The sequence below is a fragment of the Agaribacterium sp. ZY112 genome (assembly GCF_041346925.1).
Classification (GTDB): Bacteria; Pseudomonadota; Gammaproteobacteria; order Pseudomonadales; family Cellvibrionaceae; genus Agaribacterium.
Map to the genome: position 1 here is coordinate 2,306,529 of NZ_CP166840.1, position 20,723 is coordinate 2,327,251.

13 protein-coding genes are annotated in these 20,723 nt (G+C 43.3%); 6 read left to right on the plus strand and 7 right to left on the minus strand.

Translation table 11 applies throughout. The features are described 5' to 3' along the window. The first annotated feature begins 20 nt into the window (after positions 1 to 20). Positions 21 to 2,660, plus strand: coding sequence for a sugar-binding domain-containing protein (locus AB1S55_RS10050; protein ID WP_370977915.1), 2,640 nt, complete (start codon positions 21 to 23; stop codon positions 2,658 to 2,660). A 96-nt stretch (positions 2,661 to 2,756) separates the two neighbouring features. On the opposite strand, the gene AB1S55_RS10055 is transcribed toward AB1S55_RS10050, so the two are convergent. The 4 genes from AB1S55_RS10055 to AB1S55_RS10070 all read right to left on the minus strand — a co-directional run bounded on the left by AB1S55_RS10055 (position 2,757) and on the right by AB1S55_RS10070 (position 6,514). Next, positions 2,757 to 3,461, minus strand: a complete 705-nt coding sequence (locus AB1S55_RS10055; protein WP_370977916.1) for a cupin domain-containing protein — start codon at positions 3,459 to 3,461, stop codon at positions 2,757 to 2,759. Positions 3,462 to 3,517: 56 nt separating this feature from the next. Next, positions 3,518 to 4,282 carry an SDR family NAD(P)-dependent oxidoreductase gene (locus tag AB1S55_RS10060; RefSeq protein WP_370977918.1) on the minus strand — a complete coding sequence of 255 codons (765 nt, stop codon included), beginning with the start codon at positions 4,280 to 4,282 and terminating at the stop codon, positions 3,518 to 3,520. Positions 4,283 to 4,489: 207 nt separating this feature from the next. Continuing rightward, complete coding sequence (locus tag AB1S55_RS10065; RefSeq protein ID WP_370977919.1) at positions 4,490 to 5,059, minus strand: TetR/AcrR family transcriptional regulator; 570 nt, start codon at positions 5,057 to 5,059, stop codon at positions 4,490 to 4,492. 159 nt (positions 5,060 to 5,218) lie between these two features. Then, on the minus strand, positions 5,219 to 6,514 hold the full coding sequence (locus AB1S55_RS10070) for a carbohydrate-binding protein (RefSeq protein WP_370977921.1): 1,296 nt from the start codon (positions 6,512 to 6,514) through the stop codon (positions 5,219 to 5,221). On the opposite strand from AB1S55_RS10070, the gene AB1S55_RS10075 reads away from it, so the two are divergent. The 4 genes from AB1S55_RS10075 to AB1S55_RS10090 all read left to right on the plus strand — a co-directional run bounded on the left by AB1S55_RS10075 (position 6,513) and on the right by AB1S55_RS10090 (position 10,910). After that, complete coding sequence (locus AB1S55_RS10075; RefSeq protein ID WP_370977922.1) at positions 6,513 to 6,767, plus strand: hypothetical protein; 255 nt, start codon at positions 6,513 to 6,515, stop codon at positions 6,765 to 6,767. The two genes, AB1S55_RS10070 and AB1S55_RS10075, sit on opposite strands and share 2 nt — an antisense overlap. 275 nt (positions 6,768 to 7,042) lie before the next feature. Next, positions 7,043 to 7,870, plus strand: a complete 828-nt coding sequence (locus AB1S55_RS10080) for a DUF2797 domain-containing protein (protein ID WP_370977924.1) — start codon at positions 7,043 to 7,045, stop codon at positions 7,868 to 7,870. 24 nt (positions 7,871 to 7,894) lie between these two features. Further along, positions 7,895 to 10,312 (plus strand): DNA polymerase II, encoded by a 2,418-nt coding sequence (locus AB1S55_RS10085; protein WP_370977926.1) that lies wholly within the window; start codon positions 7,895 to 7,897, stop codon positions 10,310 to 10,312. 247 nt (positions 10,313 to 10,559) lie between these two features. Further along, a complete protein-coding gene (locus tag AB1S55_RS10090; RefSeq protein WP_370977927.1) occupies positions 10,560 to 10,910 on the plus strand; it encodes a hypothetical protein in 351 nt (116 codons plus the stop codon). A 200-nt stretch (positions 10,911 to 11,110) separates the two neighbouring features. Here AB1S55_RS10090 and AB1S55_RS10095 read toward each other — a convergent pair whose 3' ends face one another. Then, positions 11,111 to 12,853, minus strand: a complete 1,743-nt coding sequence (locus tag AB1S55_RS10095; protein WP_370977928.1) for an alkaline phosphatase — start codon at positions 12,851 to 12,853, stop codon at positions 11,111 to 11,113. Between the two features lie 567 nt (positions 12,854 to 13,420). On the opposite strand from AB1S55_RS10095, the gene AB1S55_RS10100 reads away from it, so the two are divergent. Beyond that, positions 13,421 to 17,149, plus strand: coding sequence for a discoidin domain-containing protein (locus tag AB1S55_RS10100; protein ID WP_370977929.1), 3,729 nt, complete (start codon positions 13,421 to 13,423; stop codon positions 17,147 to 17,149). 227 nt (positions 17,150 to 17,376) lie between these two features. Here the strand turns inward: AB1S55_RS10100 and AB1S55_RS10105 are convergent, their stop codons facing one another. Both AB1S55_RS10105 and AB1S55_RS10110 read right to left on the minus strand, forming a co-directional pair. Next, entirely contained in the window at positions 17,377 to 18,948 is a 1,572-nt protein-coding gene (locus AB1S55_RS10105; protein ID WP_370977930.1) for a hypothetical protein, read from the minus strand. Positions 18,949 to 19,794: 846 nt separating this feature from the next. Continuing rightward, entirely contained in the window at positions 19,795 to 20,703 is a 909-nt protein-coding gene (locus AB1S55_RS10110; RefSeq protein WP_370977931.1) for a LysR family transcriptional regulator, read from the minus strand. Positions 20,704 to 20,723: the final 20 nt, after the last annotated feature.

Genomic DNA, 20,723 nt, shown 5'->3' on the forward strand with positions numbered 1-20,723 from the left:
GCCTATCTGCGTTAATGTGCATGGCTATACACGCGGAGCCTACTTATAACAAGACAAGTTACAAGCCCCAATTCTCCACCGCTGGTTTTTATGAACTGGAGGACGGCGTACGTCAAGCCCATAGCCTTAATCCTGTTTGGCGTTTTTATAAGGGCGATGTTAATGGTGCTGAGAGCCTAGGTTTTGATGATAAACAGTGGCAGCTTGTTACATTACCCCACGGTATAGAATATTTACCTGTTAATGCCAGTGGCGGTGTTAATTACCAAGGTGTGACGTGGTATAGAAAAGACTTAGTTATTCCTTCTTCTTTTAAAAATAAGAAATTATTTCTGCATTTTGAAGGAATTATGGGTAAGTCAGAAATTTATGTAAACGGAGCTTTAGTCAAGCAGCATTTTGGTGGCTACTTACCTGCGATTGTTGATATCACTCATCTTGTGCTTGCAGGGAAAGATGCTCTAATAGCGGTAAAGGCAGATAACAGTGACGATACAAGCTTTCCTCCTGGTAAGCCTCAGGCAGGCTTGGATTTCACTTTTTTTGGTGGTATTTACCGGGATGCTTGGTTAGTGAGTCATGAAACGACCTATATCACTGATGCCAATTATAGGGATATTAGCGCAGGTGGCGGTTTATTTGTTAGCTACGCTCAGGTATCAAAGAAAAGTGCTCACGTTTTACTGAAGGCTCATATACAGCACGAAAGTACGACAGATTTTGAGGGCCAAATAGAGTACAGGCTAATATCCAAAAGTGGACAAAATGTAGCGCAAGGACGCGCTGATTTGGCTATTAAAGCCGGTTTAGATTTTACATCTGAGCTTCAATTAGAGCTTAAAGAGCCTAAGCTGTGGTCGCCTCAGTCACCTTATTTATACGATCTAGAGGTGCGAATAAAAAATAAAAATAACACAGTCGTGGACGGCTATAAGCGTCGTATAGGTGTTCGATCAATTGAATTTAAGGGCTATGAAAATCAAGGTTTTTGGTTGAATGGCAAGCCTTATGGACGCCCCTTGATTGGTGCCAATCGCCATCAGGATTTTGCAGTACTTGGTCATGCATTGCCAAACGCTTTTCATTGGCGAGATGCCAAAAAATTAAAAGACGCAGGCTTTGATGTCATTCGCAGTGCTCACTTTACTCAAGACCCCGCTTTTATGGATGCCGCCGATGAGTTGGGTTTGTTTGTCATTAATACAACACCAGGTTGGCAGTTTTGGAATGAAGATCCGATATTTGAAGAACGTGTATATGCTGATATCAAAAACATGATTCGGCGGGATCGCAATCACAGTTCGGTGTTTTTGTGGGAGCCGATTTTGAATGAAACATGGTATCCCGAGCATTTTGCTAAAAATGTGCTGGCTTTGGTTGAACAAGAACAACCAGGTTCTTATGCCGTATCGGATGCTCACGCAAAAGGTGGGGATTTATTTAGTATTCAATATGGCGCAGCGCCGGAAGCAGATAAGGTGGATGCCAGGGTAAGTTATTTTACTCGCGAGTGGGGTGACTGGGTGGATGATTGGAATGCCCAAAACTCCTTTAGTCGTATTAACAGAGCATGGGGAGAGGCCCCCATGTTGCACCAAGCACGCTGGTATAACTCCATTATTGACAGTATTTGGGGCGCTGTTGATGATTCTAAGGGGGGGTATTTTGGTGGGGCCTTGTGGCATCCTTTTGATCATCAACGTGGTTATCATCCAGACCCTTTTCAGGGTGGTGCGATGGATAGTTTTCGTCAGCCGAAGCTCTCGTATGCGATGTTTCAGTCTCAACGTCCACGTAAGTTTAATGCCGATGCCTTAAGTGATACGGGGCCTTATGTTTTTATCGCACATGAATTAACACCGTTTTCTCCTGTTGATGTTGACGTTTATTCAAACTGTGATGAGGTTAGTTTGCAGGCCCATAAAGGCGGAAAGATAATACGTCAATCAACCAAGCAGGTCGGGTATCGTCACCCTAAAGCGATACTTAGCTTTAGAGATATGTTCGACTTTAATGATATGCATAGACTTGGGCATGCTCTTACTCCAAGAGATGCCTTCTTATTTGCTCGCTGTTTTATTGATGGCAAGGAGGTGGCAGAGCACAAAAAATACAGCGCACTTAGGCCTACTCAGTTACAACTTCGTTTGGATAATGAGGGTGTGGATTTAATCGCCGATGGTAGTGACAAAGTTGTTGTTGTCGCTGAAATGGTTGATAAGGATGGTGTTGTTAAGCGTTTTGATCGCCATAGTGTGCACTTTAGTATAGAAGGTGAGGGGCGTTTAATTACTGGTGAAGGTCTTAATTTAAACCCTAAAAAAATAGAGTGGGGTTCTGCCCCGATTATTGTTGAGGCAACGGATAGAGCTGGAAAAATCACTGTGCATGCGAGGGCTCAATTTTCTGGTGAGCATCAACCACTATCGGCATCACTGACGTTTTTGTCGATTAAAAATAAGCAAAAGAGTTTGTATGATCAGTTTTCTACGACACCTCCCCATGCTTTTAGCCAACAAGCATTAAAGGGGGAAAAAAATGCTTCTACTAAGCAAGTAGAAAAACTTAAGGCCGAGCTATTGTATTTAAAAAGGCAGCTTGCAGAGCAAGAGCGCTTGAAGACTGAGACCTTACAGAAGCAATTTGAGAGTTCTCATTGATAGAAGTTGAGCTGGGCTCATTGTGCAATTCGTCTTTAGTCGGCTCTCATTTTGATGGCGTTTCAAAATGAGAGCCGACTAAGCTGTCGTTGCTTGCTACTTAAGTCCCGCTAAATGCCCGACTTTAACCAATATGAGTGCGCCTTCTTGTTCTGTGAACGGTGTGTGTGTGCTCATATGTGGGCTGCGTAACCAGCTGCCTTTAGGGTAGCTGCCATATTCATCTTTAAATACGCCGTCTAAAACAAGAATCTCTTCGCCGCCCCAATGCGTATGGGTTTGGAATTGGGTAAAGGGGGCCCATTTAACCAGGGCAACGCTTTCTGTGTTGTGCTGGTGAAGTGGCATTACCTGTAGGCCTTCAACAAGGCCGGCTCTCCATCCGTTTGTATGGGTATTTATATTAACCCGCAGTCTATCGTCAGTTGCAAATTGCTGTAGTTTTACAAAAATAATTGCGCCATTTTCGCCGACTTTAGGGCTGTGCTTAGTACCTATGGGGTTGCGTACATAGCTACCCGCTGGGTATTCGCCATGTTCATCAGCAAAGGCGCCCTCAAGCACATAAAACTCCTCACCACCACTGTGTACATGTTCTGAAAAATAGCTATTTGCTTGGTATCTAACTAGTGAAGTGGCTCTTGCTGATTCGTTACCAATACGATCAAGCATCATTCTTTCTACGCCTTTAATGGGGGAGGCTACCCACTGATACTGCTCTGGAGTAATGAGCACTTGTTTATTAAAGTCGGCATTTATTCGCAGTTCTTTGGCTTTTTCAAGAGGGACTTGTTTACTCATGTTTTTACCTTTTTAAATGAGCGCCTAGCTAGAAGCTGGCGCTTATTTATTTTTAATTAATTACGTCCGGCCATAACGCCGCCATCGACATCCCAGTTGGCGCCAGTGACCCAAGCTGCATCATCAGAAAGTAAGAAATCAACCACACTGCTTATATCTTGAGTTTGACCAATACGCCCAATGGGGTGGAAGTCGTTAAAACCGGCCAGCGTGGTTTCGATTTCAGTCTCTTTAATAAACGACTTGTATACCGTTGTTAACACAACGGCAGGTGAGACAGCATTCACTCTAATATTGGCATCGGCCAGTTCCATAGCTAGGTGTTGTGTTAATGAGTGTAAGCCTGCTTTGGCCATGGAATACGCCGATGATGGGGTCGCTTTTACGGCTTGTTTAGCCCACATTGAGCCTATATTGACGATACTGCCAAGCTTATGCTTTGTCATGTTTTTTGCGACAGCTTGTGTGATAAAAAATAGAGCCTCGTTTAAGTCTAGATACGCTCGGTAATCCTGCTTGGTGTGTTCTAAAAAGGAGGTGGGTTTGAAATAACCGGCGGCATTTACTAAGTAGCTAATATGCCTATCAAGCTTTGAGATTATGCTAATAAAACCTGTAACGGCGGATTCGTCATAGAGGTCGACGGAGTGAGTTTCTATCTTTACGTCACTATTGGCTTGAATATCTTGGCGTGCTAAGTCGAGTGCCTTTTGCTCTCTTGCAACTAGAATGAGGTCGATATTACGTGCGGCTAAACGCCTTGCGGTATCTAAGCCTATGCCTTTAGAGCCGCCAATAATTAATGCTGTTTGCTTGTTCATGTTTACTTCCTTTTTAGTTGGCTATCTACCTATAGATAGATTTTTGGTTTGTATAACTATCTACCCATAGGTAGATTCTTGTTTAGATGCTATAAACGCCCTTAATAGGGCTGTGATTTAGTTAGTGCTAACTGTGAGCTAGCGGCTTTTGGTTCTTAGTTTGTCTTTGTTTTTGTCTTTGGGGGATGCGCTTGAACTAATAACTTCTTAGCCCAGTTCCGCAAGTAGGTGCTTGATAAGAGCTTCTAGGTGCTTTGGGTCTTTTTGGGTGCGCGCAATCAGCATACCGCCTTCAAGTAGGGCCAAATACTGAGCCGCAGTTTGCTCAATATTGAGTGTACTCTTAAGTTCTTGGCTTTTTACGCCTTGCTCTAAACAGCGCTTAATCCATGTTTCGACATACTCAAAAAACGCATTTACTTTACTGTTGACGCTCTCAGGCAAGCCCGCCATATCGCTAGCAAGCATGCCACACATGCAAAAGCGCCCATCTTTTAGCGGGCTGATATAACACTGGCCTAGGGCTTCTAGCTTTTCTTTGCTGCTAGCTCGGTTCTGTTCAATTTCTATTAGTGTGTGTTCAAAGCTTGCTTGATAGCGCTCTATCAAGGCTTGGGCAAGATCATGTTTGGTGGGGAAATAGTAGTGAATGCTGGATGTCTTAACCCCGACTTGTGCTTGCAGATCTTTGTAGCTAAAGGCATTAAAGCCGTTAAGCTGAGTGAAGCGCTCGGCGGAATCTAGGATCTTGTGGGCTGTTTGGTTAAGTTCAAGCATCTTTGGCTGTAAGTGGTTATCTACCTTTTAGTAGATAGTATTGTTTTGTATCTACCTTAGTCAAGTGGCATCTACAAAAAAAGCCTGAGTTTTAGTCAGGCTAAAGACAGGGGTTGTTCATGGCACGGCTAACAAACCCTGTTTATTTATTGTTATGGTTTATTGAGCGTTATCTTGCATATCAATAATATCTTGGAAGAACTGCCACTGAAGCTCACTCCAGTTGATGTCTTGGTTAAGAGATGGGGTTACGCTATCTGGTGCGGAGCCTGGCCAGTAGTGGCCACCATCATTGATACGGTAGTGCACAACGGGGAAGCCTTCGTCGCAGTTTTGGTATTCGACTTTGGTGACGGTGCTTGTATCTGCTGTGTTGATATCCTCAAGCTCTGTTTCAACTGGAGTTAAGTCACAGCCGTTGTGTGCCGCATAATACGTGCTGGTTTCTATCGCACTCATGCGAACATCATCACCTGTATAGGCGAAAGTGTCGTCGATCGTACCCATTGAATGAATCATTGGCATTTTTTCAGTGAGGGGGCAGGCATCTACTTCTGGTCTTAATTGCGGAGCAATATTAATAGCGGCACCTGCAAATAGCTCAGGTACTTGGCAGGTGAGGCTTGAAACAAAAAAACCGCCGTTTGAATTACCCGTTATAAAGATTTTATTCTCGTCGACGTTATATAAATCGATGGCTTGCTCAACAATGGCTTCGACATAGGCAACATCGTGAAAATCTGTTGGTTCTATACCTAAGAAACCATGCCAATAACGGGTACCATCAGGGGCTGCTAAGCTGTGAGGGTAGATGACTACTGGGCCGTATTCATCACTTATCTGATTGAGTTGGGTGTTTGCACGCGCGCCATTAGCTGTGCTGTTTGCACCGTGGAACATTAATACGAGAGGTCGTTTTTCTCCCGAATCATAGCCTTCCGGTAGATGGGCGAGATAGACACGTTCATTGCCTTCAATACTTAGGTGCACAACTTTATCGTGATTAGGAATATCCGTAGGGCCTGATTGGGGGCCTTCTCCTGTGGTGGGGCCAATAGCGGTGAATTGCACCCAGTCAGCATTCCACTGCCACTCACTACCGTAGCTTTCGATTCTAACCGTGCGTTCACCGGCGTAAATTTCGAGTTCATCACTTACTAATTGGACTTCATAGCTGTTCCAGTCACCGGTCGACTCGAGGCTAGCAGAGCCGATAATATAGCCATCAACATAGATACGGATATTTTTGTTATCAGCATCAGGTACGGCCGCGCGGAGCTCTAAGCGGTAGGTGGCATCTTCTGGAAATGTCACTTGGTACTCGCCCCAATCTTGGTTTTGGTTCCAATTAATACCGCCAAAATTGTTGTTATTAAAGGCTTGAAAGCCCGCATAGAAGTTATCGTCATCAAAGTTTAGGCCGCCGGTTGTTTCAAACTCTTCTAGCTCAATCATGATTGGCGATGGCGATGGCGATGGCGATGGCGATGGCGATGGCGATGGCGATGGCGATGGCGATGGCGATGGCGATGGCAATAAGTTAGGAGAAGGTGCTACTGAGGGGGACGCCTGTGGCGAGGGTGAGTTCGTTACACTTGGCTTGCCCGATGAGTCGTCACCCCCGCAGGCTGTTAATGAGAGAGCGAACACTGCGGGCAGTATTTTATTTATTGGGTTCATGCTACTTAGTCCGTTTTCTTTTGAATGAGCCCTAGCTGTTTGTTGTAACTCGTATCTTGTGGAGTTACACATGATTGGCTAGGAGGCCAAACCATAAGAAAAGTGTTTTTTTGAGTCTTATTTGTTTCTATTTCTTCCTATCTGTTTTCTATATTGTGTTGTTTTTGTGCTTTGTGGGTGTTTTTTGGTCTTTTCTTAGGGCTAGGCTAGGCACAGACTTATCTTGAGTCTTAGAGATGAGCCAAAGTTTACAGCTTGATTCCGTTATACTGCGGCCTCGAAAAATGCGGTAAAGACAGTGGTATGAGTGATATGCAAGGTACGGTTAAAAAACTTCGGAGCAGTTTAGATGAGGCTCAACAGGTTGTTTATCAATTACCTGTGGGGGATGCCTTATTGGATCTGAACCCTTTGATCGGTAAAAGTATTAGGCTGACGTATACCGGAAATATTGAGTGCCTAAACTGCGCCAAGCCAACTAAGAAAAGCTACTCTCAGGGGCATTGCTATGTTTGTATGAAAAAGCTGGCCAGTTGTGACATGTGTATTATGAAGCCAGAAACTTGTCATTATGCACAGGGCACTTGTCGAGAACCAAGCTGGGGTGAGGCCAATTGTTTTGTTCCCCACTATGTCTATTTATCGAACACATCAGGCATAAAAGTTGGCATCACTCGCCACACCCAGTTGCCTACGCGTTGGATAGACCAAGGCGCTACTCAGGGTTTGCCTATTTTTAAAGTGAAGTCACGTTATATCTCAGGGCTTGTTGAAATAGCTTTGGCTAAATTGGTGGCTGACAAAACACACTGGCAGGCCATGCTTAAGGGGAATAATGAGGCTATCGATCTAAATGAAAAAGCGCATGAGTTGATTGCCCAGATCGAAGCTGCCTTGGTCGACATTATCAGTGTGCATGGTGATGATGCGATAGAGCGGCTCGAGTTGCCTATTCAAGAGATTCACTATCCCGTCACAGAGTTTCCAAATAAGGTGAAGTCTTACAATTTGGATAAAGTACCTGAAATTAATGACGTGCTGATAGGCATTAAAGGCCAATACCTCATTTTTGAAAACGGAGTGATTAACATTCGAAAATACACGTCGTATGAGCTTATTGTTGAAGTCTAAAGCTCTCTTTCAGGCTTAGCTTTTATGAATCACCCAAGTTCTTCGCAAGCTCATAGTAAAAGCAATCTTCAAACTAACTTGCCTGCAAGGTGTGTTGTAGAGGGGATGATACTGAGTCGCCATGTGCGAGAACGCGGTGCCAAGCTCTATCTTGAATTTTGGCTGCAGACGCAAAACGGCCCTTGCAAAGTACTGAGCACCTTGCAGAAAGACTTGTTTTTTATTCGGCAATTGGATCAAAAGCGAGCAGAAGCAGCATTAAATCAAGCCGGTCTTGCCTTTGAGTCTCGAGAGCTTGAGCTTAAGAGTTTTGAGCAAGAAGCGATGAGCGCTTTGTATTTTACTACGACAAAGTTGTGTTATCGCGCGCGAGAAGCACTTGAGGCTCAAGGTCTGCTGCTATTCGAGAGTGATATCCGTCTACTCGATCGCTTTTTAATGGAGCGTTTTATCTATGGTTCTATGAAGGCCGAGGGGAGGGTGCTTAATGGTAAACGGTATTTGGAGCTAGTGGATGCTCGCTGTTCACCTTCATCTTATACCCCTCATTTTCGCAGTTTGAGTCTAGATATTGAGTGCAGTGAACAAGGGCAGTTGTTTTCTATTGGCCTAGCTGCTGCCAACTATCGCTGTGTGCTTATGATTGGTGAGTCCGAGGCCGATGCGCCAGAATGGATAACGTGGCTTGATAACGAAAAACAACTGCTGTTGCAGCTGGTTCATAAAGTACAAGCCTATGACCCTGATTTAATCTTGGGTTGGAACGTCATTAATTTTGACATGCGTTTATTGCATAAGCGTGCAGAGCATCATCGAATGAAGCTGCGCCTAGGTCGTGATGGGGAACCGATGCACCTACGTGAGCGACGTGACGATGCTCGCCAAGTCTTTGTCACCATTCACGGCCGTGTGGTCATTGATGGCATTGATGCACTTAAGTCGGCAAGCTATCACTTTGATAGCTTTAGTCTTGAGTTTGTAGCTCAGCAGTTACTGGGCAAGGGCAAGTTAAGTGAAGATGTTGATGATCGCTTGGCCGAAATTGAGCACGATTTTATCCACAATAAAATTAAGCTTGCCCGCTATAACCTACAAGATTGTGAATTAGTATTAGAGATATTAGAGCACTGTGATTTACTTAATTATTTAAGTTTGCGCAGCCAGCTAACCGGTTTGGAGTTACAGCGTATAGGTGGATCGGTTGCGGCGTTTATTAACGTCTATCTGCCTAAATTGCATCGCGCTGGATATATATCACCTAATCGTCCTGAAGGTGGTGGTTTAGCAAGCCCTGGTGGTTACGTGATGGACAGCAAGCCCGGTCTTTACCGTAATGTGCTTGTTCTCGATTTTAAAAGCCTGTATCCAAGTATTATTCGTACTTTTTTAATTGACCCTCTTGGTTTGGTCGAGGGCCTAAAAAAGCCTGAAGAAGCTGTGCCTGGCTTTAAAGGGGCGTTTTTCAGCCGTGACTTACATTTTCTTCCAGCCATTATTGAACAATTATGGCAAGCCCGCGATGAAGCGAAGCGAATCAATGATGCTGCTCGTTCGCAGGCCATTAAGATTCTGATGAATAGTTTTTATGGGGTGCTTGGTTCAGGCGGCTGCCCTTTTTACGATACGCGTCTGGCAAGCTCTATCACTATGCGCGGTCAAGCTATTATGCAAGAGACGGCTAAGTGGATAGAAGCAGAAGGTTATGAGGTCATTTATGGTGATACGGATTCCACCTTTGTTTGGTTGCAGGGGGATTATGATCAAGAAAAATCAGCTAAAGTTGGGCTTAAGTTACAAGAAAAAATAAATCGCTTATGGCGTAAAAAATTAAAAGACGACTTTTCCCTAGATTGCGCTTTAGAGTTAGAGTTTGAAACCTATTTTAGCCAATTTTTAATGCCAACAATTCGCGGTTCGAGCCAGGGGTCCAAAAAGCGCTATGCTGGTATTAAGCAAGGACCCAATGGTGAAGAATTAGTTTTTAAAGGCTTAGAAACAGTTCGATCGGATTGGACGCAATTGGCAAAGGACTTTCAAACTCAGCTTTATACACTGGTGTTCTCGGGACAAGATGTAGAGGCCTATGTACGCCAGAGTATAGGTGACACTTTGGCGGGTAAGAACGATGCAAAACTAGTCTATCGCAAACGTCTTCGTCGACGTTTAGATCATTATGTGCTTAGCTCACCACCGCAAGTGAAAGCCGCTCGCTATGCGGATCAACTCAATCAGGCTGCTGGCCACAAGTTGCGCTATCAGAACAAAGGTTGGATCAGTTACGTGCAAACCGTAAACGGCCCTCAGGCCTTAGAGCATCAACAAGGCCTTATTGATTATCAGCACTACATCGATAAACAACTACGACCTGTTGCTGACGGCATCTTGCCTTTTATTGGTTTGAGTTTTGATGAACTAGCTGAAGCCCAATTGGGTTTGTTTTAGTACGTGGGCTAGAAGTGAGGGGGTAAAATTATGCTTAAGGGTATATCGACACAGGTTTATTTTTATGGATGTGCCTCCTGGCGACAGCTTTTGATTTCGGTTAAATAATCTTTTTATTTGATTGGTTATTTGTTGAAATATGGCGTGATAAAAAACCCATTTTGTTTTTTTTACCTGTAGTATTCTTTTCGGCTCAGAGGGTTCTGGGCTTTGTCGTCAATTATGTTTTTCAATAAAAGGATTTAGTATGAATATTATATGTAAAGTAGGGTCGGTAATGATGATGTCTGTTTTAAGTGTGTCAGCACTTGCCGCAACGGAAACGTTTACTAATCCTACCGTGTGGGCTATTGATTCCTCAAATAATAATACCGTTATCGCTGGCCTTTTCCCTCAAACTGATATCGTTCACAAGTTTTGTCGTGATGAGGGTTACAATAAAGCCACTTTTACAGGGATGCAGACAAAATTCTCCGATAAAGCTGGTTTTGGTAATGTTGCAACTCAAGTGATTCGTAATGAATTTTACTCGACGCGTATTACTCATGGTATGCCTTACTCTTTTCCTGTGGTAACTAAAATAAAATGTATTGACTAGTGATGTTTTTGAGGGGGCTTAAAACTATGCCCTCTCTTTAATTTACCTTGTTATGATTGTCTGTTAGTGTGGGTTCTAGGCTTTTTATATTGTTTAAACACTCTAGCTCGCTTTATTTACTGTGGCTGTGAAGTTTATTTATTCTTGTATTCTAAACCACGGTGCGACCGACACTGTACTGCACCGGCCGCACAGTTATCTTAACTACTTTGCAACATGTTTTCTCCAGCCTCCACTTCCATTGTGTAGCTGCTTTCCACCTTTAGGTTGTAGTTTGTTGATAAGATAGTATCGACATAAATCCACTCTGTTTGTGTTTTGTCTTCTGTAAAGGTCATAACTGCAAAACCTCGGTCATACATATTGTTGTAATGCAGGTCATCGATAAGTAGGTTTAGACCTTGAGATAATCCTGAGGCTGCCTCTTCGTCAAGGTCGAGGTAGTCTTCAAGACCGGGCGAGCTTACGGATGCAACCGCGTATTCGACGCCGACAGCCTCTCCATCTTGGTTTTTAAGGTTGTTTGCCCAAGCGTTATGGGTGTCACCTGCAATCACTACGAGGTTTTTATTAAGAGCGTTTGTCGTTGCATAAATGACTTCTCGCTCATACTGATATCCATCCCAAGCATCTAAGTTGTAGGGCGCTGCAGCGTTAAGGCGCGCAAGCTCTAAATCGCTTAGGCTGGGGTCGTTGTTAAGCATACGAGCTTTAATGGAAGACAGCTCCGTTAACAGTTCACTGGTATCGTTATTACCAAGTTGAAGCAGTAGCTCTAAAGGTAAATTCATTTTCCCCATCAATACTTGCTGGCCGAGAACCTGCCATGTCGCGCTTGATGAGCTGAGTTCCGTTTGCAGCCACTGTAGCTGCTCGGCACCAAGCATGGTGCGATTGTCATCCGCAACGGCTGCGGCAAAGCTGGTGCTATTAAAGCTGCCGTCACTGTTAAAGAAGCTTGAATCTGTATAGCTCAGTTGTTTGGATCTTCCGCTTAGACGCGTATCTAGCATCATTAAGTTCACTAATGAACCCCACTGAAAGCTTCTGTGAATGGTGCTGTTATCGCCACTGCTGGCTGGACGAATGGGCATCCACTCAAAATAGGCTTGCAGTGCATTGCGCTTGCGTTCACTAAAGTCACCTTCTGTTTCTGGGCTGTGATTTTCTGCACCGTCGATGTAAGTATCGTTTGCCACTTCGTGATCATCGGGGATAACGATCATGGGGACAACGGCATGCAGTGCGCTTAAGCCTAAATCGCTGCGGTAGAGCGCATAGCGCTTGCGGTAATCTTCAAGCGTTAATAGTTCGACATCATTATCCTTAGGCAACGCGCGACCTATGTTCTCGGCGTTTTCCGTGGCGTATTCACCCATGCGATATTCGTAAATGTAGTCACCTAAATGTATGGCGGCATCTAGGTCGAGCATGTTCACCGCTTCAGAGTAGGCATTAAAGTAGCCGGCGGTGTAGTTGGAGCATGAGAACAGGGCAAGCTTAACTTGGCTGACCTCGGTGTTTGTCTCTGGCAGTGTTTTGGTATGCCCTGTAATGGATGTCATACCGTTTGATTTGAAGCGGTAATAATAATCTGTGGCGGGGCTTAAATTAATGGCGTCGACTTTTAATGTGAAGTCGGAATCTTCAGACACCTTAGACTGGCCATTATGAGTGATGTTCATAAAATCCGGGTCGGTGGCAAGCTCATAGTTTACGGTTAAGCTGTGGTTTTTGTTCTCATCTTTAGGTTTTGCTCGTGTCCATAAAATGACTTTATCTGATTTTGGGTCACCGCTTGCAACGCCGTGAGTAAAACTCATGTCGATGGTTTTTTCATTGTCACCATCTAAATTACAGGCACTCAAGCCTCCCATTACCGTTACAGAGCCTAAACTCAAGGCTGAATACTTTAGCAAATCTCGGCGATTAATCTTGCTCATTGATGTTTCCCGTACCTTTTCACTACTAAAAAGGCTTAGGCTAGGGTACATATATGAAAGCGGGGTGACGGTTCTAAGACAGTTTTAATGCAGTGTGGGGCTGCTGACTCTGCCTAAACGTTCTATCTTCGACTCTCAATAATCGTGATTTAGGGCTGTGTTTTCTAGCCGTTTTAAAGGGTTAAGGCCTGTCGTCATTATTGAGTTTGTCGCACTGTTAAAATCTATGTATGAGTATATTTATAAGGTAATAGTTGAGTTTTATTGAGATGTGCATCATGAAATAGCATCTGAGTCTTGGCGTAAATTTAGTATATTTGTTAGCTTGAATTATGGCCGTCTATACAAAAGTTATTCTTAATAAATGTGATGCCTTGTTATTTCTTTTTTATACTTAAAAATTGACTTTTATTAAAAATCATAAGCTTTTGTGTTAATGGTTTTAATCTGTGGCTTGTTGTTGTCGTTTTGTGATGTTGGTCGCGCTTTAATTAACGACCTATTGTTTGGTTGAAGTTTTTTGGGGTTTTCCAATCCGTAGGTCTGATATGGAAACTCTTAATTACTATGAAACCGATTACAAAATATCTTTGTTGTTTGTGTTTGGCTGTGCTTTCTTTCCCTAGTTGGTCTTGGGATGGTGCGACCGATACTAATTCTTGGCAGCAATTAAGAACAAGTGTTCAATCAAAAAGAAGCCAGCTTCAGTCATTGCTTGATCGAGCCGAAGGTGAGGGCCTTGATGTTGCTCGAGCTCGGGTCTCATTAGAAACAATTGACTTGTTCTATAGCGTCACTGAATGGGATTTTAATAATCAAGATGTTCTACAAGAGTACACCGAGAAATGGCCGGTTAGTCAGGTCTATAGTGCTAATGACTATAAGAAGATTCCATTTGAACAGTTAGAGGACTGTTTAGAAATTGCAAACTATGCCATTAACGAATTAAACCGTCAGTTAAGTAATGAACTTCGATTTACTCGTTCTGTTGATCTTTATAGTGGTCACAAAATCATTGAAAATGGCAACTTCACTCAAGATGGAAAAGCCGTTTTTCCTTATAGTGTAATTGGCGGTATTAGCTCAGAGTATAATTCTTTCGGCGGTCATATGTCGTCGTATCACTATTTGAATCAATTACTAAGTAATCTGAATCCGGCAACATGGATAAAGAACCGCGCAGTAGAACGTGTTACTACTGCAAATCAGGATTTTCTTACGCCCTATGTTCAGTTCCATGGCCACGCAGGCGCGTTGCGTGATTGGATGTTGGATGGCCCGTATGACATCGTAGAGGCCTATAGTCCAAGGAAAATCTATAAAGGCGGTCGAAATTTTGTTAATTATGATATTAACAATCCCCATATACAGGGCTGGTTAAAAGCCTTAAATACAGTGATGGCGTCCTCCATTGCTGATGCTAACGACGCATCAAACGGTCCTCCAGTTATTCATATCTTGGCAAACGAACCTCATTTTTCTGTTAGAGAAAATGGCTGGCGTGTTGATGTGGGTGGTTTTACGGAGAACATGGAAAATGGGTTTCGTGAGTGGTTAAAAAATAAATATGGAACAATTGCTAATTTAAATAGAGCACACAGAACTAATTATTCAAGTTTTGACCAGTATAGCTTTAGCTTCCCTGTTGCTGAGTCGTTACAGGGTTCTCCTCAGTATTTTGAATTGATTAGTTACAACCTGGACCGTGTCAATCACTTCTTTACTACACAGGCGAATACGGTAAAAGGGCAGGACCCTTCCGCGCTGATGAATATTAAGTTATTGGGTGGTACTTTGGTGTCGAATATGGCTGGTGGTATTGACTTCGAATACCTGACCAATTTGATGGATGTTACTGGTTCGGACTTTGAATCCACGCCAGATTCAGCTGTTTTTGTTGGCAATTCGCCTGATCGTATCGCAACAGATAGTTGGTTGGCGAATTATTCTTTTTATTGGTCTATCGGCACTCAGTTTTTGGATTACACCAAAAGTTTAAAACCCAATGCGCCTCACTATAATTCTGAGTGGCATGGTTTTGATACGGGTGGTTGGCGAGACCTAGATATGAGTCGCGATTATGTGAATGCCTCTTTTTGGACGCATCACGCTCACGGCTTAGATTTTACGGAGGCTTGGGCTTGGCTTCGTGAAGAAGATGGCAAGTTAAAAGAGGCGGGTGCGATAGGGGGCTTATCGACACTCCCTGTCGCTCTGGATCAGTTTGGCAGAACCATGCGGGAAATTAATAATCATGCAGAGGCTGTTGCAGCCATTGCTGGGCAAGAGCGATTTGCTCATGTGTATTTGTCGAGAGATTCAGCGATTCAAACGAATCAGATGAATAAAGACGGTCAGATCGTTTACGAAGCGCTTAAGTTGCTTAACTATGACGTTGGGGTCGCGACAAAAAATAACATAAATGAACTTGATCCTGCTAAAGATTTTATTGTTATTCCGCCGACTGAGTTTTTGTCTTTGCAAGAGATTAACCGATTAAAAAGCTTTCAGAACTCAGGTGGAAGGCTCATTGCTTATGAGCGCTCTGGTGAGCCCTTTGCAATGAAGAATGAGCTTGGTATTAGTCGTTCGGCTTCAAATATCAGCCCTTATCGAAAATTGGCATTTAGCGGTAACCCTTTTGCCATGGCCGATGAGCTTGAGTCTCTAACAGAGGATCGCGCGCCTGCTCCGGTTATCCCTTATGAAACCTATAATGGTCAAAATTTAGCGCGTAGAGGTATTCTGATTAAGCAGGCCCTTAATGAGAGTACAGGTCATGTCGACATATTTTTGGTGAATGTATCGAAATACTATTTAACAGCTGACTTCAGTAAAACAGAGGAAGGTCAAAGCTGGGATTTCTTTGATCAAATTAATGGTGTTAATGCAGACCGGAAAGTGTTGATTAAACCTATGGGGGTTCACTTACTTAGAGCGACATCTGCAGATGGATCGAACTCCGGACCTTCGGATGGTGATTCAGTGAATGGCACTAACCTTGCGTTGAATAAGCCCGCAACTCAGTCAAGTAATTACAATAATAACTTTCCAGCGTCTAAGGCTGTAGATGGTCTTAGTACGGGTGATGCGGGTGATTTTAACCATACCCTTAGTGAAGCAAATCCGTGGTGGCAAGTCGACTTAGGGGCAGTATCGACTATTTCGACTATAGAAATTTATAACCGTACTAATTGTTGTTCCAATCGATTAAGCAATTTCCATGTTTTGGTTTCTGACGTGCCTTTTACTTCTACTAACTTAAATAGCTCTATGAATCAGGCTGGTGTTGGCAATTATCACGTGGCTGGTCAGGCGGGAAGTCCAAGTTCATTGAATATTAATCGAACGGGGCGTTATGTGCGTGTGCAACTTGCTGGAACAGGCATACTTAATATTGCTGAGGTGGTTGTTAACGGATCACAGAGCCAAGTTGTGCATATGAAAAAACGCAATGCCTCCTCTTTTGCAATGGATGGGCGCACAGGAGGGGCTAACAATCAGAATGTTCATTTGTGGTCAGCTTCGCTTGCGAACGTTAATCAAAACTGGAACGAAATTAATCGAGGTGGTGGTTACTTTTCTTATCAAAAGTTGAATACGAACTACTGCCTAGACGGCGGTAACGGTGGTGCTAATGGTCAGAATGTTATTCTGTGGACTTGCAGTGACAGCAATCAAAATCAGCACTGGCGCAAAGTAAGTGTTGGTGCAGACAGTTATCGATTGGAAAAACGCAATGCAGCAGGCTTCTCTATTGATGGAGGCAACTCAGGAGCCAGTGGGCAAAATGTGTATTTATGGGCAAGTAATGATAACAACCAAAACCAGCATTGGACGTTTTCGAACAGTGGATCAGGTTCAGGTGGATCTAACCCTAGCGTTAACCCTACGACGCTTACTATTCAAGCTGATAGCTTCAGAAATACAGGAGGTAGTTATGATGACGCCTCCTATGGAGGGCTTGGAATAGGGGTGAGTACAACGGGTGGTGCGATTCATTTTGTTAACGGTGGTGATTGGGCTGAATATGAAATCAATGTTCCTGCAAGTGGGCAGTATGAGGTGGTTTATTCTATATCAACCCCACTTGATGGAACTACCGTGCAAATGTCAGCAGGTAGTAGTTCGGTGACGACGAATGTGTCAAATAATGGCAGTTGGGAAAACTATGTTGAACTTGTGGCCTCCTCGAAAATCACGTTAAACGCAGGGATACAAACCATACGTTTACAAGCTGGTACAAATGACTGGCAGTGGAATATGAAGCAATTTACCTTACGTGTGCCGCTTTAATCATCATCAATAGTCTGACTTTTCTGTAGCCCTATTTACATAGGGCTTTTTTTTGACACGCACTTTAAATAGATTTCAGTGCTTAACCGTGTTTACTTATGTGAGTATGGTTAATGCGCTGAGACATACTTTTATTTGTTATACAAAACAGGGGGGCAAAAGATTCAACTTTATCTCACAGCGTAGATTGGCACTTATATTGTGCCAATCTACGTTATTGTCAGTGATTAATTAGCGTTGCTAATTGAAATGTTGGATAGTTTAAATGATCCATCAGTCACACCGCTTTTAAAGATGACGGTTAATTGACTTCCTCTTAAATCATTTAAGCTAATCTGCTTAGAGCCGTTTGGCATTGTTAATGTTTCATTTAAAATACGCTGCCCATCAAGATTAAAATGAATAGATGCGCTTTTCCCACCGGCCAGAGATGATGCCCCTATTAGAGTTGCCTCAAAGTTTGCGGAGCTAAACTCGCTTAAATCAAAGGTTTCAGTTAGGCGTGATGTGGTCAATACAAGATCGTTTTGATTGCTAGACGAATCAGCATTGTTGACATCTTCTGCTTCCGGGCTGGTGACCAGTAGGTTTCTCATTGCAAAACCAGCAGAAGCATTAGAGGTTTTCATAATGATTGTTAGGGTGTTGCCGGCAAGGTTACTCAGATCAATATCTGTTGACGATGAAGGAGATGATAGATATTCATTCAAGATACGATTGCCATCTAGATTGATATGAATGCTTGCGGTAGAACCCAAAGGAACACTGCTACCGGCTGTAAAAGAGGCCGTAAAATCCGCTAAGTTGGCATTGCTAATATCAATTGTTTTTACGATACGATTACCATTGATGGGCAGTGTATCTTGTTGATAAATTACGTTGCTTCCCGCAGGTGTGTCATTACCATTGTCGGGATTATTGTTGTCGCCCGAATTAGGCGTATCGCTACCTGCAATCGATTTATAGTGATGCAAATAATCTATATCTAAGCGAACAGGGTTGTGATTGTAGACCGCCTTTTCGAACCAGACATTGGATAAAATGAACCATTGTGGAGAGCGGTAGCCAGCGGTGATGCTTCCACCTACGCCTGACTTGTGGGCGTTGCTGTAGCTTACCGGTACGCCTATTTTATCCCAGCGGCCATTCTTGTATTCCCAAACCTGTAAACCTGCGGCTGTGTTTTGATAACCTTGAACATGCCAACCGTCAAAGTCATTGCGGTCTTTAAACATAAATGCGCTGGCACCAATGTCAGACACTTGGTTATAAGCTGGAATAATTCTGGAGTGATAGATTTTGTATGTGTTGTCGTATTCCATCCAGTCTATTTCGGTGGTGTAGCCACCGTTATTATCTTGCCTAGAATTATCTGAAAAATTCCAAGAGAAGCTCCATATAGAAGGGTGGCCAGCATACTTTTGATCGGCTGTGATACCGCGTATACGCCAGCGAACGACGGTGAAACCATCTTGGTGTGAATGAAGCGCAGAAATACCTGCTTCAGACGTGCTATTGGCAAGCAAGCTTAAGTAGCTCGTATCACCTTCTCTTTCAATGGTATTGTTGGCGGCTTTAATCATACTGCCAACACCAGAACTTTTATTTTTTCTTATTGCCCACTTACTTGGTGAAATTGTTAAGAAATCATCGGATACATTGTTATCTTTTTGTGATTCAAAAGTATGGGCAATGCTTGATGGGGGAGTGGCAACTTCAGCAGTAATTGCTTGGCTTAGGCCTGCAGTTCCAATAACTAAGGCGGATGCTAAAGTTATGTTTTTAAAAGAAAAATTCATAATATTTTAGTTTCCATGTAAAGGATGAATTATTTTTATTCTATGTCGCATACTTTATAAGCTATGACTAATAAGGCTGAGCCTTGTTGAGGCATGCTATGGCATCGATGACAGTGTTAACTATGATAATTTCGGCGTTAGTCTGCTTGTGTGAACTTAAACTCTAATGTTTGTGATGTGTAAATAACGGGGACAGGAGCGGTGCGCAAGTGGTGTTGAAAGGGCCGGTCTCTGGGAGGGCTTATAAGGTGTTTTATATCTGCATGCAGTTAAATATCTTTGTGACTAAATGTCTTCCAATTTACTAGTACTTAGTATTACTGTAATGATTATGTATCGACTAGCTAGACTCGTAGTCTTGAAATGTTTTATATGATGATCTTGAAATTATAGAGCTCTAGGATATGTCTTTATGCCCCAATAAAATGAATGCTTTGTAGAAAAAGTGATAAATTAATCGCAGCGGTTATTAGTATTTGTGGGTAATCCTCACAAAAACATGCCCAAAGGTTTGTCATGGCTGTTACAGGTTTATCTAGCGTTTGTGGGTTGGAAAAAGCATAGCTACGCTTATTATCGGTTGATGCGGGGTTGATGGAAGTGGTTTTATCTTTCTTAACCAAGTCGAATTAATGTGTGCTCAACGCTAGGGCTGCTGAGATTTTTTTAGGTAAAGCGGCTGCCCTTTTTGGGGTTTTCGCTGAATATCCTGTTTGGCTCGCCAGACTTTCAAGCGGGATAGCAGAATGTTCTTAGTCGATATATAGAGTAAACCTCTTAGTTGAACTTGAATGCTACCGAGACTTTAACTGTGGTTATTGGCCTTTAATAGTCAGTCTTTAGGTCCTAGCCGTAGGCGCTATTAGTTGAAATATGTTTTAGCAAATACGCACAAAACGCCGCTGTTTTTGCAGGCACAAAACTTCTCGAGGGATAGATAAGCCAAATAGACGAATCAAAATTACTACCCGCAACCTGCCACTCGGGAAGCAACTGCATAAGCTCGCCATTATTAAGTTCTTCTTTAACCGTCCAGTCGGCTAATACGGCGATTCCCATGCTCCCTTTGACACATTCTTTAATAACTAAGGCGGTACTGACGGTAAGCGCTGGATCAATACTGACGGCCTGCGTTTTTCCATCTTTGCGGAAAAGCCATTCTTTGCTGAATTTGACACAGGGAAAGCTGACCTGGGTGTGCTGGCTAATATCCGAAGGGCTGAGTAATGCTGGGTGGGCTCTCAGGTAGTTTGGGCTGGCGACTAGTAGATAGCGTACATCGAGTAGTTTTTTGGCGATAAAACTACTGTCTTCGAGTTGCCCGTGACGAATGGCAACATCGAACTGGTCTTCAATCAGGTCGACTCGTGAGTCTGACAAATGGAGCTCAATATCAACTTTAGGGTAGCTTGCGTGAAAGGAATTCAGTAGAGGAGCGATACGTTTTTGGCCAAAGGATACCGAAGCGGTTACCCGAAGTCGCCCCGATGGTTCGGATGACTCCGTGTTGAGCTCGTGATGAACCCTGTCGAGCTCTTCAACCAGAGCTTCAACTTTTTGAAAATACTGTTCTCCGGCTTCCGTGGCGGAGAGCTGTCTTGTGCTTCGCTGAAAGAGGCGAACTTGAAGTTTCTCTTCAAGGTTCGCAATCGTGCGTGAAACAGATGAGGTCGCTACATCCATGCTCTGGGCAACGGCTGCAAAACTGCCTGAGCGGTAAACGGCGATAAAGGTCTTTATCTGATCGATATTCATTATTGCATTTTATGCACAAA